Here is a 14,779-nt window from a genome sequence, read left to right as displayed (position 1 = left end):
AGCAAGGCTTGCCCGCGATGGCGTCAGTAATGACACCCCTGATCATGCAAAAACCGCCGATGGCGGTTATTCTTGACCCCGACTGCTTACGCAAAAAATGGGGAAAGTCAGCATGGACAAAGTCATCGTCATCACCGGTGGGGGCCGAGGCATCGGCGCCGCGACAGCGCTCCTGGCGGCTGAACGGGGCTATCGGATCTGCATCAATTATCAGGCTGACGAAGAAGCTGCACACGCGGTGCTCGAACAAGTGCGCGCAATGGGGGCCCAGGCGATCGCGGTACGCGCCGATGTGAGCATCGAGGATGAAGTGGTCGGGCTGTTCAACCGCGTGGACGCCGAACTGGGCCGTGTGACCGCTCTGGTGAACAACGCCGGCACCGTCGGGCACAAATCCCGGGTGGACGAAATGTCCGAGTTCCGCATTCTCAAAATCCTCAAGACCAACGTCCTGGCGCCCATTCTCTGCGCCAAGCACGCGATCCTGCGCATGTCGCCCAAGCACGGCGGCCAGGGGGGCAGCATCGTCAACGTGTCGTCGGTGGCGTCGCGCCTGGGATCGCCCAACGAATACGTCGACTACGCGGCTTCCAAAGGAGCGCTGGACAGCTTCACCATCGGCTTGTCCAAGGAAGTGGCGGGCGAGGGGATTCGGGTCAATGCGGTGCGGCCAGGATTCATCTACACCGATTTCCATGCGCTCAGTGGCGACCCGGATCGGGTGAGCAAGCTGGAGTCAGCGATCCCGATGGCCCGGGGTGGGCGGCCGGATGAGGTAGCCGAGGCGATTGTCTGGCTGCTGTCGGACAAGGCGTCGTATGCGACGGGGACCTTTGTTGATCTGGGCGGCGGACGCTAAGAGCTCAAGCTCAAGATCGCAGCCTTCGGCAGCTCCTACAAGGAATTGCGTACCCCTGTAGCAGCAGCCGGAGGCTCGGGCCGCTTTCGGACGATCTTTTGACTTTAAAAAGACCGGACAATCCGCCCAAGCGTCTCCATCGCCTTCTCCGCCGTCTCATCCCAGGGACTGCCATAATTCAGCCGGATACAATTCCTGAACCGTCGGGTCGGTGAAAAAATCGGCCCCGGCGCGATGCTGATGCCTTGGGCAAGCGCCATCTGGAACAGCTTCAAGGAGTCCATCTGCTCCGGCAACTCAAGCCACAGGAAGTACCCGCCAGCGGGCTGGCTGACCCGCGTCTGTGCCGGGAAATACCGGGCAATGGCCGCGAGCATCGCGCTTTGCTGCTCCTCCAGCGCATAGCGCAATTTGCGCAAATGTCGATCGTAGCCGCCGTGCTGCAGGTAGTCGGCAATTGCTGCCTGGGCTGGCATCGATGCGCACAGTGAAGTCATCAGCTTCAGGCGTTCGATCTTCTGCGCGAACCGCCCGGCAGCTACCCAGCCAATGCGGTAACCGGGGGCCAGGCTCTTGGCGAACGAGCCGCAGTGCATCACCAGGCCCTCGGTATCGAAGGCCTTGGCCGGTTTGGGGGCCTGTTGGCCGTAGTACAGTTCGGCGTAGACATCGTCTTCGATCAGCGGTACCTGATGGCGACGCAACAACTCGACCAGTTGCTGTTTCTTCGCCTCGGGCATGGTCGCGCCCATGGGGTTCTGGAAGCTGGTCATGCACCAGCAGGCCTTGATCGGATGGCGCTCCAGGGTTTGTGCGAGCACGGCCAGGTCAATGCCTTCGCGTGGGTGCACGGGGATTTCCACCGCCTTGAGCTTGAGCCGCTCGAGAATCTGCAAGCAGGCGTAGAAGGCCGGCGCCTCGATGGCGACCAGGTCGCCGGGTTCGGTCACGGCCTGGAGGCACAGGTTCAGTGCCTCCAGGGCGCCGTTGGTGATCAACAGCTCCTCCATCGGCAACATCAGCCCGCCCACCATATAACGCAGGGCGATCTGCCGGCGCAGTTGCGGATTGCCCGGCGACATGTCGGTGACCACCATGCGCGGATCCATGTCACGGGTGGCGCTGGCCAGGGAACGTGACAGGCGCTGCAGGGGAAACAGCGTCGGACTGGGGAACGCCGAGCCAAAGGGCACGGTGTTCGGGTCCTTGATCGAATCGAGCACCGAGAACACCAGTTCGCTCACGTCGACCTCGGTTGATTCGTTCACCTGACTGCTGATCTCCGGCTCGGAAAAAGGGCTCGGGGCGTGGGTGTTGACGAAGTAGCCCGAGCGCGGCCTGGCGCGGATCAAACCGCGCCGCTCCAGCAGGTAATAAGCCTGGAACACGGTCGATGGGCTGACCCCGTAGGTCTGGCTGGCGTAGCGCACCGACGGTACCCGCTGACCGGGGCCGAGGACGCCGGAGCGGATCAGTTCAGCGATGTCGTCGGCAAATTTTTCGTAGCGTTTCATTTAAAGCCTGGTCGGGTTGTTCTGTGAAATCGGGGGGACTTCTTCGCGGGCAAGCCTGCTCCCACAGGTTTTGCAGTGCGCTTGTGGCAGCACTGCAGTCTAAGGGATCAACGGTTCATCGGCGCAACAAACCGGCTCTTGGCTTCGCTGTAGATCCCGGGCTCATCCGTATCGACGATCTTGAACACTATGCTTTGCGAGCTGCTGCTCGGGCGCTGCGTGGTCATCGCCACGGACACCGGTACGTCGACGATTTCCCCTGGCGCCAGGCTCAGCTCGGTCTTGCCTTGCAACTGGAAGTCGTCACCCTCCACCAGCATCAGGCGATAGTCCTGGTGCTCCTGGGTCTTGTTGATGACCTTCAAGCTGTAGATGTTTTCGATCTGCCCCTGGCTGTTCTCGCGGAACAGCCCGCGGTCCTTGCTGACATCCAGCGAGACCATTGGCCGTTCCACCAGCGCAAGGGCGAGGGCGCCGATCATCGCCAGCAGCACGGCGGTGTAACCGATCAGTCGCGGTCGCAAGAGACGGGTCTTGCCACCCTGCAGTTCGTGCTCGGAGGTATAGCTGATCAATCCAGGGGCGTAGCCCATCTTGTCCATGATCGAGTCACAGGCATCGATGCACGCTGCGCAGCCAATGCACTCCATCTGCAAGCCGTCGCGGATGTCTATGCCGGTCGGGCACACCTGTACGCACAGCTGACAGTCGATGCAGTCGCCCAGGCCGACAGCGGCCGGTGCTACGTCACGCTTGCGCGGGCCACGGTGTTCCCCGCGAGCGAAGTCGTAGGAAATGGTCAGCGTGTCCTTGTCGAACATCACGCTCTGGAATCGCGCATAGGGGCACATGTGCATGCACACCGCTTCACGCAACCAGCCGGCATTGATGTAGGTGGCACCGGTAAAGAACAGGACCCAGAACAGGCTGACACCGGCCATTTGCAGGGTCAGCAGTTCTTCGGCGAGGGGCCGGATCGGGGTGAAGTAGCCGACGAAGGTCAGACCGGTGAGCAGGCTGATCGCCAGCCACAGCGTGTGCTTGGCCGAACGCCGCAGGAGCTTGTTGAAGGTCCAGGGGGCCGCTTGCAGTTTGATCCGCTGATTGCGTTCGCCTTCGGTGATTTTCTCGCACCACATGAAAATCCAGGTCCAGGAGCTCTGGGGGCAGGTGTAGCCACACCAGACCCTCCCGGCGAATACGGTGATCGCAAACAGCCCGAATGCGGCGATGATCAGCAGCGCCGAGAGCAGGATGAAATCCTGTGGCCAGAAGGTTGCACCAAAGATATGGAATTTGCTTTCGGACAGGTCCCAGAGCACGGCCTGGCGCCCACCCCAATTGAGCCACACCGTGCCGAAGAACAGCAGGAACAGAAACCCTGCACCGCTCATGCGCAACGTACGAAACAGGCCGGTAAAACTGCGGGTGTGAATCAGATTGTCGCTGGACCCGGTCTTCGTCTTTGCACGCGAAGGCTCAAAAGTCTGGACGGACGGGGCACTCTCAAGGGTTCGGACGGGAATTCTTTCGCTCATGGTCTTTCGCTCATCAGCCTCCATCAGGCCGGAGCACTATGAGCGTCGATCTGTTTGCATAACAGACTCAGGTATCGCAATAAAAAGCGGATCAGATGGGCTCTGATCCGCTGTCTGCGACACTTTGAAGCAGCTGTCAGCCCGGTCCCTGTGCACCTGTCGCAAGCACTCGCCGGCCTGGTTGATCTGCGTCGGTCAAATCACCGAATCACTGTCGGTGGCTTTCAAATGCTTACGCCCATCTACAGCGCCTGCTACGGTCAATGCATCAGCTTCTGCTTCGGTGATGTAGACGCGCTGACCATCGAGTTCGACTGCCGACATGGCTTTGTCCGAATCGGTGATTACGGTGACGTCGGGACACAGGCGGATTTCTTCGCCGTTCTCGGTAGTGAAGAAGCAAGTCTGGTTTTCGATGCGAACGGTCATGGCGGAATCCTTATTTCTGCGGGTTCTTCAGCATTAGGCTATGGCCGGCCAGCATCGTTCGGTGCAACCGATTAATGGTTGGCGTGGTCCATCTTCCAGATCAATCACAAGGACAGCAGCATGAAAGCCTGGTGGCATGAAGTATGGGAAACCCTGCAAGCGGAATTCGCCGACATCGGCGATGCTGCACAATTGACACGAATCACTGTGAGACTGGTTATCGCCGCGATCCTGGGCGGCATTTTGGGGTTCGAACGGGAGAACAAAGGCAAAGCCGCCGGGGTGCGTACCCACATGCTGGTGGCATTGGGAGCCGCATTATTTGTGCTGGTGCCGCAGATGTCCGGGTCCCAGGCAGATGCCATGAGCCGGGTGGTGCAGGGGGTAATTGCCGGCATCGGTTTTCTTGGCGCCGGGACCATTCTGAAAAATCCCGGAGGCGAAGAGGGCCACGTGAAGGGATTGACCACCGCAGCCGGGTTGTGGATGACCGCTGCGATCGGAGTGTCGGCAGGCATGGGGCGGGAGTCTACTGCAGTGCTGAGTACGTTGCTGGCACTGGCGATTTTCAACGTGATGCCGAGGATTGTGAAGTTGCTGGATAAAGATCGGGGGGATGCGCCGTAACCATTGCCGAAGCAGCAGGCTCGGCCGCCTGTTGTAACGGCTCACTGCCCGGCCATCGACGACAATGACGGCCTACTGCTCTGCCATCGTCCGATCGCGCGTTTACGATCGCTGCCAACTGTAGGAGCGAGCTTGCTCGCGAAGAACCTGAGAGCGCCGTTGAGTGTCAGGCTACCCTCGTCATCGTTAGCGCCCATCGCGAGCAAGCTCGCTCCTACAGGGTTCGCGGTTAAGGGTTACACAACCACCGGCGGCATGGTATCTGGCGGGTCTTCCCGAGGTGGTGGCACCGTTCCAGGCGGCTCTTGCTCTGGCACCGGCTGCGGATCGGTTGGCGGGATAACGGGATTGTCGATATTCGGATCCGGCGTTTCAACAGGGTTGGGAATCGTCATCGCTGCATCTCCTGTGGCACATGGCTTGAGTCGTGCTTAAGTCTGTTGACCCTTGCTCTCATGAAATGATTCCCGTGCTCGAACTGAGCAATCAGCGTGAACTTTACCCGCGCCGGTCGCTCGGAACCTAAGTGAGTTCATTCCGGGGCCGAGCGCTTTGCGATTGTCGGCCCAGTACAAGAGCGTCCATGGGGCGTAAAGGAGAGATGCTCGATGACGACTGAAAAGCCTACAGAGTTGAGCTACAACCCTCATATACCGTTGTCGCAGGCACTTTTGCTGCCTCGAATCGCGATCGAAGACACCATGCCGATCCTCGATGGCGGGCAGTTCGCTGTCAAAGCCGTGGTGGGTCAGGACGTCGTGGTCACCAGCAAGGTGTTTGCCGACGGCCATGACAAGCTGGCGGTGCGGGTGCGTTGGCGCTCCGAGGGCGATGAGAGCTGGCACAGCGCGGTGATGGGCGAACTGGGCAACAACGGCTTTCAGGGCCAGTTTCGCGTCGAGCGTCAGGGCCGATACGTGTTCTGCGTGGAAGCCTGGATCGATCAGTTCGCCAGCTTCTGTTATGAACTGGAGAAAAAGCACAGCGCACGGGTGCCAGTCAGCCTGGAACTGCAGGAAGGTCGTACTCAGGTCCAGCACGCCGCCGAGCGTGCCGAAGGGCCTCTGAGCGAAGCACTGGCGGCTTTGCACCATGAGCTGTCCGGGCTGCTCGAAACCGAGCAGGTTGCACTGTTTCTGCACCAACGTAGCGCCGACCTGATGGCCCAGGCCGACCATCGGGCCTTTGTCAGTTTCAGCCCCGAGTATCCGGTGGACGTTGAGCGTGAGCTGTCGCAGTTTGCCAGCTGGTACGAACTGTTTCCCCGTTCGGTCACCGACGACCCAGCCCGGCACGGCACGTTCAACGACGTACACTCGCGTTTGCCGATGATCCAGGACATGGGCTTCGACGTCCTTTATTTCCCGCCGATTCATCCCATCGGTCGCAGCCATCGCAAAGGCCCGAACAATTCCCTGACCGCCGGTCCCGATGACCCGGGCAGCCCCTATGCCATTGGCAGTGCCGAGGGGGGGCATGAGGCCATTCACTCGCAGCTGGGCACCCGCGAGGACTTCCGTCGCCTGGTGGCGGCAGCGGCCGATCATGGCCTGGAGATCGCCCTGGATTTCGCGATCCAGTGTTCCCAGGACCATCCATGGCTGCAACAGCATCCGGGCTGGTTCAACTGGCGTCCGGACGGCACGATCAAATACGCCGAAAACCCGCCGAAGAAATACCAGGACATCGTTAACGTCGACTTCTATGCCGTGGATGCGATTCCGAGTCTCTGGGTCGAACTGCGCGACATCGTGGTGGGCTGGGTCGAGGAGGGCGTGAAGATCTTCCGCGTCGATAACCCGCACACCAAGCCCCTGCCTTTCTGGCAGTGGCTGATCGCCGACGTACGCGCTCTGTATCCGGAAGTGATCTTTCTTGCGGAAGCCTTCACCACGCCCGCGATGATGGCGCGCCTGGGCAAGGTCGGTTACTCCCAGAGCTACACCTACTTCACCTGGCGCAACACCAAGTACGAGCTGTCGACTTATCTGGCCGAACTCAACGAATCGCCATGGCGGGAATGTTATCGCCCGAATTTCTTCGTCAATACACCGGACATCAACCCGGCGTTCCTGCACGAGTCCGGGCGTGCCGGGTTCCTGATCCGCGCGGCCCTGGCAACCATGGGCTCAGGCTTGTGGGGCATGTATTCGGGCTTTGAGTTGTGCGAAGCGGCGCCAGTGCCGGGCAAGGAGGAATACCTCAACTCGGAGAAGTACGAGATCCGCCCGAGGGATTACAACGCGCCGGGCAACATCATCGCCGAGATCGCCCAGCTCAACCGCATTCGCCGGCAGAACCCGGCGTTGCATTCGCACCTTGGCTTGAAGATCTACAACGCCTGGAACGACAACATCCTGTATTTCGGTAAGCGTAGCGTCGATGGCAGCAACTTTATTCTGGTAGCGGTCAACCTCGATCCGCACAACCCCCAGGAAGCGAATTTCGAGCTGCCGCTGTGGGAAATGGGTTTGCCGGACGACGCGCACACCCAGGGCGAGGACTTGATGAACGGGCACCGCTGGACCTGGCACGGCAAGTACCAGTTCATGCGCCTGGACCCGGCTCAGCAATCGTTCGGCATCTGGCGCATTTCCGTGTCCTGACCAACCGAGCCTGACGCCGACCCCGTAGGAGCTGCCGAAGGCTGCGATCTTTTGATCTTGAGTTTTTGTTGACGCGAAGTTTCTTGTAATCAACAGCAGGATCAAAAGATCGCAGCCTTCGGCAGATCCTAAGGGGGTGATTTGCGAGATGGATCGCTTTATCGAATTCAACAGGAGTTTCAAATGGCGAAGAAACCCAAGGCTGCCACCTTTATCAAAGACCCGCTCTGGTACAAGGACGCGGTGATCTATCAGGTTCACGTCAAGTCATTTTTTGACTCCAACAACGACGGGATCGGCGACTTTCCCGGCCTGATCGCCAAACTCGATTACATTGCCGACCTCGGCGTCAACACCATCTGGCTGCTGCCGTTCTATCCGTCGCCGCGTCGCGACGACGGTTACGACATTGCCGAGTACCGCGGTGTACACCCTGACTACGGGACCATGGCCGATGCCAGGCGGTTCATCTCCGAGGCCCATGATCGTGGTCTGCGGGTGATCACCGAGCTCGTTATCAACCACACCTCCGACCAGCACGCCTGGTTCCAGCGAGCGCGCAAGGCCAAGAAAGGCTCGGCCGCCCGGGACTTTTACGTGTGGTCCGATGATGACCAGAAATACGACGGCACGCGCATTATCTTTCTCGATACCGAGAAGTCCAACTGGACCTGGGATCCGGTAGCCGGGCAGTACTTCTGGCACCGCTTCTACTCGCACCAGCCGGATCTCAATTTCGACAACCCGCAAGTCATGAAAGCCGTACTGTCGGTGATGCGTTACTGGCTGGACATGGGCATCGACGGCCTGCGCCTGGACGCTATTCCGTACCTGATCGAACGCGACGGCACCAACAACGAGAACCTGCCGCAGACGCACGACGTCCTCAAGCAGATCCGTGCCGAGATCGATGCCAACTACCCAGACCGCATGCTGCTCGCCGAAGCCAATCAATGGCCTGAAGACACTCAACTGTATTTTGGCGACACCGATGCCCAGGGCCAAAATGGCGATGAATGCCACATGGCGTTCCATTTTCCGCTGATGCCGCGCATGTACATGGCGCTGGCCCAGGAAGACCGCTTCCCGATCACCGACATCCTGCGGCAGACCCCGGAGATTCCCGCCAACTGCCAGTGGGCGATTTTCCTGCGCAACCATGATGAGCTGACGCTGGAGATGGTCACCGACAAGGAGCGCGACTACCTGTGGAACTACTACGCCGCTGATCGCCGCGCACGCATCAACCTGGGCATCCGCCGGCGTCTGGCACCCTTGATGGAGCGTGACCGCCGCCGCGTGGAACTGCTCAACAGCCTGCTGTTGTCGATGCCCGGCACGCCGACCCTGTACTACGGTGACGAAATCGGCATGGGCGACAACATCTACCTGGGTGACCGGGATGGCGTGCGTACGCCCATGCAGTGGTCGATTGACCGCAATGGCGGCTTCTCGCGCGCCGACCCGGCCAGCCTGGTATTGCCGCCGATCATGGACCCGCAATACGGTTACCTGTCGGTGAACGTCGAGACCCAGGCCGGCGACCCGCACTCGCTGCTCAACTGGACCCGGCGCATGCTCGCCGTGCGCAAGCAGTCCAAGGCATTCGGGCGCGGCACCCTGAAAATGCTCTCGCCAAGCAATCGCCGAATCCTGGCCTACACCCGTGAATTCACCGGCGAAGACGGCAAGCACGAGATCATTCTGTGCGTGGCCAACGTATCGCGCAGTGCCCAAGCGGCCGAGCTCGACTTGTCGGCCTATACCGGCATGGTGCCGGTGGAAATGCTCGGCGGTAACGCGTTCCCGCCGATCGGCCAGCTTAACTTCCTCCTGACCCTGGCGCCGTACGGCTTCTACTGGTTTGGCCTGGCGGCGGAGAACCAGATGCCCAGCTGGCACGTGGAGCCGGCGCAAAGTCTGCCGGACTTCACCACCCTGGTGCTCAAGCACCGCTTGGAGGAACTGCTCGAAGCGCCATCTCGCGAAACGATGGAACAGGGCATCCTGCCAAACTGGCTGCAGAATCGCCGCTGGTTTGCCGGCAAGGACGCCACCATCGAACAGGTAAAACTGGCCTATGGGGTGCGCTTTGGCGACGCCGAGCACCCGGTGTTGCTGAGCGAAATCGACGTCACCAGCAATGGCCAGACCAGTCGGTATCAGCTGCCTTTCGGCTTTATCGCCGAGGATCAGGTCGGCCCCGCGCTGCCGCAGCAACTGGCACTGTCCCGGGTTCGCCGCGGTCGTCAGGTCGGCATCATCACCGATGCATTTGCCTTGGAAAACTTCATTCGCGCGGTGTTGGAGGGTATGCACAACAACACCGTGTTGGCGTCTGACGAAGGCGAGATCCGCTTTGAACCGACCGCCGCGCTGGCTCAACTGGGTCTCAACGCAGAGTCGGAGGTGCGCTATCTGTCGGCCGAGCAGTCCAACAGTTCGGTCGTGGTGGGCAAAAGCCTGGTGCTGAAGCTGATCCGCAAGATCGCCTCCGGGGTCCACCCTGAACTGGAAATGAGTGCGTACCTGACCAACGCCGGGTTCGCCAATATTTCCCCATTGCTGGGCTCGGTGATTCGTCGTGACGCCGAAGGCGAGGACACGCTGCTGATGATCGCCCAAGGTTTCCTGAGCAATCAGGGCGATGCCTGGGAATGGACCCAGAACAACCTCGAACGCGCATTACGTGACGAACTGGCGCAAGCCATTTCGGAACAGGAGCAGCACTACAACGCTTTGGGCGAGCTGAAGGATTTTGCCGGCATGCTCGGCCAGCGCCTCGGTGAAATGCATCAGGTGCTCGCCGCGCCCACCGATGATCCGGACTTCGCGCCGCAGGTCACTACGCAAAAAGAAGCCCTGGCCTCGGCCAGGGACGTCGCCGCACAAGTGGAACATGCGTTGAAGTTGCTCAAGCAGCATCAAACCGAACTGAACCCTGCCGACCAGGCGCTGGTCAGTCGCTTGGTGGACAACAAAAAGGCGATCCTGAGCCATGTTCAGGAGCTGGGCAAAAAGGCGGCAGGTGGCCTGCGGATTCGTGTCCACGGCGACTTGCACCTGGGCCAGGTGCTGGTGATCAAGGGCGATGCCTATCTGATTGACTTTGAAGGTGAACCGGCGCGGCCACTGCATGAGCGACGGGGCAAGCACAGTCCGTACAAGGATGTGAGCGGGGTATTGCGCTCGTTTGATTACGCGGCAGCCATGACCATCAATGTGCACAATGTCGATAACACCGAAGCGGCACAGGCGGCGCGAGTCAGGGTCGCCGAGCGCTATTTAAATGAGGCTCGCCAGGCATTTGTCGACGCTTATCGGCTGGCGGCAGCTAGTCTTGGACATGCGTGGCAAGATCCGGCAGGTGAGGACGCTGCGCTGGCGTTGTTCGGTCTGGAAAAGGCCGCGTACGAGGTGGCCTACGAGGCTGAGAATCGCCCAACCTGGCTGCCCGTGCCGTTACATGGTTTGTATGGATTATTGAGTGGGCTTAAACCCTTTTCCGATCTTGGTGGAGAGTAGTCATGAGTTTCCAGAACAAGGAACTGGGTCACGCTAAAGAAGCGCTGCTGCCCGGATCGCAGGACATCGACGCGCTGGTGCGCGCCGCACATCCCGACCCTTTTGCAATTCTCGGCCCCCATGCCGATAACGCCGGCGGGCAATTCATTCGGGCTTATCTGCCGGATGCCCTGAGCGTGCAAGTACTGGCGAAGGATTCCGGTGAAGAACTGGGCAATCTCGAGGCCACCCAGACCCCGGGTTTGTTCGTCGGGCATTTCGATCGCGCCCAGCCTTACCTGTTGCGCACCCGCTGGGCCGGTGGCGAGCAGGTTTCCGAGGACCCCTACAGCTTCGGTCCCTTGTTGGGCGAGATGGACCTGTACCTGTTTGCCGAGGGCAACCATCGGGATTTGAGCAGTTGCCTCGGTGCACAGTTGAAAACGGTAGACGGGGTCGATGGCGTGCGGTTTGCCGTCTGGGCGCCGAATGCCAAGCGGGTTTCGGTGGTGGGTGATTTCAATAACTGGGACGGCCGCCGTCATCCCATGCGCCTGCGGCATCCGACAGGTGTCTGGGAGCTGTTCATCCCGCGCATGCAGGCGGGGGAAACCTACAAATATGAAATCCTCGGCGCCAACGGTATCTTGCCGCTGAAGGCCGACCCGATGGCCTTGGCGACTACCTTGCCGCCAGACACGGCGTCCAAGGTCGCCTCGCCCCTGAGTATCGAATGGCAGGACCAGGCGTGGATGCAGTCGCGCATCGAGCGCCAGCACCCCAGTGCGCCGCTATCGATCTACGAACTGCACGCCGGCTCCTGGCAATGTGAGCTGGATGACCTGGGCGAAGTCGCACGCCAGTACACCTGGCACGAGCTGGGTGAGCGGTTGATTCCTTACGTGAAGGAACTGGGTTTCACCCACATCGAGCTGATGCCGATCATGGAGCACCCGTTCGGGGGGTCATGGGGTTATCAGCTGCTGTCGCAGTTCGCTCCAAGTGCCCGCTACGGTTCGCCGGATGATTTTGCCGCCTTCGTCAACGCCTGCCACCTGGCGGATATTGGTGTGATCCTTGATTGGGTGCCGGCGCATTTCCCGACCGACACCCACGGCCTGGCGCAATTCGACGGCACCGCGTTGTACGAATATGGCAACCCGCAGGAAGGTTTTCACCAGGATTGGGACACGCTGATCTACAACCTCGGCCGCACCGAAGTGCACGGCTACATGCTGGCCTCGGGTTTGCATTGGCTCAAGCATTTCCACGTCGACGGCCTGCGCGTCGATGCGGTGGCCTCGATGCTCTATCGCGACTACTCGCGCAAGGCCGGCGAGTGGGTGCCCAACCGCCACGGCGGGCGGGAGAACCTGGAAGCGATCGACTTCCTGCGCCACCTCAATGACGTGGTCAACCTTGAGGCCCCTGGTGCCCTGGTGATCGCCGAGGAATCCACCGCGTGGCCCGGCGTCAGCCAGAGCACGCAACAGGGCGGCCTGGGTTTCGACTACAAGTGGAACATGGGTTGGATGCATGATTCGTTGCACTACATCCAGCAGGACCCGGTGTACCGTGGGCATCATCACAACGAGCTGAGCTTTGGCCTGGTGTATGCCTGGTCCGAGCGCTTCATCCTGCCGATTTCCCATGACGAAGTGGTGCATGGCAAGCATTCCCTAATCGACAAGATGCCCGGCGACCGCTGGCAGAAATTTGCCAACCTGCGGGCTTACCTGAGCTTCATGTGGTCGCACCCGGGCAAGAAACTGCTGTTCATGGGCTGCGAGTTCGGCCAGTGGCGAGAGTGGAATCACGACCAGCAACTGGATTGGTACCTGCTGCAGTACTCGGAGCACAAGGGTGTGCAGAAGCTGGTGGGCGACCTCAACCGGTTGTACCGCGAAGAACCGGCGATGCACGACCAGGACGACGCGCCACAGGGCTTCCAGTGGTTGATTGGCGACGATGCAATCAACAGCGTCTATGCCTTCCTGCGCTGGAGCAAGGATGGCAGCCCGGTTCTGGTGGTTGCCAACTTCACGCCTGTGCCGCGCCAGGGTTATCGAGTGGGCGTGCCGTTTGCCGGTCGCTGGACCGAGGTCATCAACAGCGACGCGGCTATGTACGCCGGGTCCAATTATGGCAATGGGGGCGGGGCGTTTACCGAGGAAGAACCCAGCCACGGACAGCCGCTGTCACTGTCGCTGAATTTGCCGCCGTTGGCGGTGTTGATCCTGCGGCCTGAAGCGTAAGAAAAAAGGTGGATCAAAAGATCGTCAGATCGCGGCCCGAGCCTGCGCAGCTCCTACAAGCAATACCGTGTAGGCGCTGCCGCAGGCTCGGGCCGCGATCGGACGATCGTTTGCTGCTAAGACACCTCACCAACGCATCCGCACGCCCAGACTGCCGATCAACCCGTTCAAATCGTTGTCATCCACATCACTGCTGTAATCGGCACTGACATACAGGCTCACCGCCGGTGTCACCTTCGCCACCAATCCCAGCCCCAAATCCACGGTTGACGATTTGCGGCTGCTGCTGATCTTGTCGACCTGATCCAGCGATACGGTATTGCCGGTATAAACCGTGTGCCACAAGTTGGTCCGCACATACGGCTCGACGCCCAGGCCATTGATGTCGTAACTCCCTTTCAACCGCGCTCCGACCCGGCCGCTCCATGAGTTGAGGTCGCTGGCCGAAGCATTGCCCGAACCCGAGTAGGGCGTGTCGAGGGTGATACGTTGATTGATCAGTTGCGCCTGGGGTTCAACCACCCAGTTATCGCTTAACCCAATGGGGAATCCGCCTTCCACCGAGAGTGTCAACGCGCTGCCTTCAGTCACTTGCCTCACGCCCTGTTCGTTGCGGCTGAAGCCGTTGACCCGTCCACCGCTGGCCGTCAGGTCGACGTGCCAGCCTTGCGCTCCGGTGAGGCTCCAGTAGGCGCCAAGGCTCTGGCCTTGCAGATTGAAGGTGTCCGTGGCGGGGTCGGCCTGGGCGCGACTGGTCAGCAGGCCATTGCCGTTACTCTGGAACTGGCTGACGCCGCCGATCAGCCCAACGCGCTGGGTATGCCCGCCGGCACTTTGCAACGTCAGTATCGCCGGACCCCAGGACTCGCTGGCACCGGGCCCGGAAAACCCTAGCGCCAGCACGTCGGCCTCGGCCTGGCGCGAAGGCTTGCCGTAGAGCTGGTCCCAGGTCGAGGGTGCGGCGTCTTCGATGGTCAGCCGTGAACTGCGGGCGTCAGATGCTGCGCTGACATGCCCGGGGTAGGGGGCCGTGATATTGATTGCAGGTAGTGACATCGTAGGGACGTCCTGGCGATACCAGGGCAACGTCTCATCTTCCGCGGGCCCGGCTTGTGCTCCCACCGATGAGCACAACAGCAGCGAACTCGAAAGGGTGTAGAAAGTGGCTTTGATCTCAAGCGGGGGGAGTGATGTTCTCATGGTGGTCTACCTTGCAATCGCATGCGCTGTCTCGCTTTGGCGTCTCTCCTACCCCGAATGAGGGGCGACCGAATTGAGTAGGCCAAACCTGCACCGGCCCCTGCATGAGCGGTGCGAAGGCTTGTTCCTGGTAGTGTTCCGGGGGTAGTAACCTGTAGCTAAGAAGACCCTTGACATTGCGTCAAGAAAATGGCCGATAAGTGGTAGGGTTAATTTAATCCCCATAAGTGACTGATTTCCGGCGCGC

At 60.4% G+C, this 14,779-nt stretch carries 10 protein-coding genes and 1 pseudogene; 5 read left to right on the top strand and 6 right to left on the bottom strand.

Annotated elements, in window-relative coordinates; all coding sequences use genetic code 11:
- Nucleotides 1–112 precede the first annotated feature (112 nt).
- Entirely contained in the window at nucleotides 113–859 is a 747-nt protein-coding gene (locus HYI44_RS15665; RefSeq protein WP_122839743.1) for an SDR family oxidoreductase, read from the top strand.
- A gap of 104 nt (nucleotides 860–963) precedes the next feature.
- Here HYI44_RS15665 and mapR read toward each other — a convergent pair whose 3' ends face one another.
- The 3 genes from mapR to HYI44_RS15650 all read right to left on the bottom strand — a co-directional run bounded on the left by mapR (nucleotide 964) and on the right by HYI44_RS15650 (nucleotide 4,340).
- Entirely contained in the window at nucleotides 964–2,373 is a 1,410-nt protein-coding gene (mapR, locus tag HYI44_RS15660) for a GntR family transcriptional regulator MpaR (protein WP_225569814.1), read from the bottom strand.
- A gap of 107 nt (nucleotides 2,374–2,480) precedes the next feature.
- A complete protein-coding gene (gene ccoG / locus HYI44_RS15655) occupies nucleotides 2,481–3,911 on the bottom strand; it encodes a cytochrome c oxidase accessory protein CcoG (protein WP_225569813.1) in 1,431 nt (476 codons plus the stop codon).
- A gap of 195 nt (nucleotides 3,912–4,106) precedes the next feature.
- On the bottom strand, nucleotides 4,107–4,340 hold the full coding sequence (locus tag HYI44_RS15650) for a DUF3203 family protein (RefSeq protein ID WP_045058618.1): 234 nt from the start codon (nucleotides 4,338–4,340) through the stop codon (nucleotides 4,107–4,109).
- Between the two features lie 120 nt (nucleotides 4,341–4,460).
- On the opposite strand from HYI44_RS15650, the gene HYI44_RS15645 reads away from it, so the two are divergent.
- Nucleotides 4,461–4,967 (top strand): MgtC/SapB family protein, encoded by a 507-nt coding sequence (locus HYI44_RS15645; RefSeq protein WP_225569812.1) that lies wholly within the window; start codon nucleotides 4,461–4,463, stop codon nucleotides 4,965–4,967.
- 116 nt (nucleotides 4,968–5,083) lie between these two features.
- Here the strand turns inward: HYI44_RS15645 and HYI44_RS15640 are convergent.
- Both HYI44_RS15640 and HYI44_RS15635 read right to left on the bottom strand, forming a co-directional pair.
- Nucleotides 5,084–5,164 (bottom strand): annotated as a pseudogene (locus HYI44_RS15640) (outer membrane lipoprotein carrier protein LolA); the annotation flags it as partial.
- 39 nt (nucleotides 5,165–5,203) lie between these two features.
- The gene (locus tag HYI44_RS15635) at nucleotides 5,204–5,362 is read right to left on the bottom strand and encodes a hypothetical protein (protein ID WP_163019444.1); all 159 of its coding nucleotides are present in this window, start codon (nucleotides 5,360–5,362) and stop codon (nucleotides 5,204–5,206) included.
- Between the two features lie 213 nt (nucleotides 5,363–5,575).
- On the opposite strand from HYI44_RS15635, the gene HYI44_RS15630 reads away from it, so the two are divergent.
- The 3 genes from HYI44_RS15630 (at nucleotide 5,576) to glgB (ending at nucleotide 13,332) form a co-directional block, all read left to right on the top strand.
- Nucleotides 5,576–7,573, top strand: a complete 1,998-nt coding sequence (locus HYI44_RS15630) for an alpha-1,4-glucan--maltose-1-phosphate maltosyltransferase (RefSeq protein WP_122839747.1) — start codon at nucleotides 5,576–5,578, stop codon at nucleotides 7,571–7,573.
- A 183-nt stretch (nucleotides 7,574–7,756) separates the two neighbouring features.
- Nucleotides 7,757–11,098, top strand: a complete 3,342-nt coding sequence (gene treS, locus HYI44_RS15625) for a maltose alpha-D-glucosyltransferase (protein ID WP_225569811.1) — start codon at nucleotides 7,757–7,759, stop codon at nucleotides 11,096–11,098.
- A gap of 2 nt (nucleotides 11,099–11,100) precedes the next feature.
- Entirely contained in the window at nucleotides 11,101–13,332 is a 2,232-nt protein-coding gene (glgB, locus tag HYI44_RS15620; RefSeq protein ID WP_122839749.1) for a 1,4-alpha-glucan branching protein GlgB, read from the top strand.
- Between the two features lie 126 nt (nucleotides 13,333–13,458).
- Here glgB and HYI44_RS15615 read toward each other — a convergent pair whose 3' ends face one another.
- Nucleotides 13,459–14,532: an autotransporter outer membrane beta-barrel domain-containing protein gene (locus HYI44_RS15615; RefSeq protein ID WP_225569810.1), complete on the bottom strand. Its 1,074-nt coding sequence runs from the start codon at nucleotides 14,530–14,532 to the stop codon at nucleotides 13,459–13,461.
- Between the last annotated feature and the right edge of the window lie 247 nt (nucleotides 14,533–14,779).

It is taken from the genome of Pseudomonas sp. Y24-6, from assembly GCF_020295325.1.
GTDB lineage: Bacteria > Pseudomonadota > Gammaproteobacteria > Pseudomonadales > Pseudomonadaceae > Aquipseudomonas > Aquipseudomonas gregormendelii.
The sequence above is the reverse complement of the archived record's forward strand: the minus strand, read 5'-3'. Positions and strand labels throughout refer to the sequence as shown.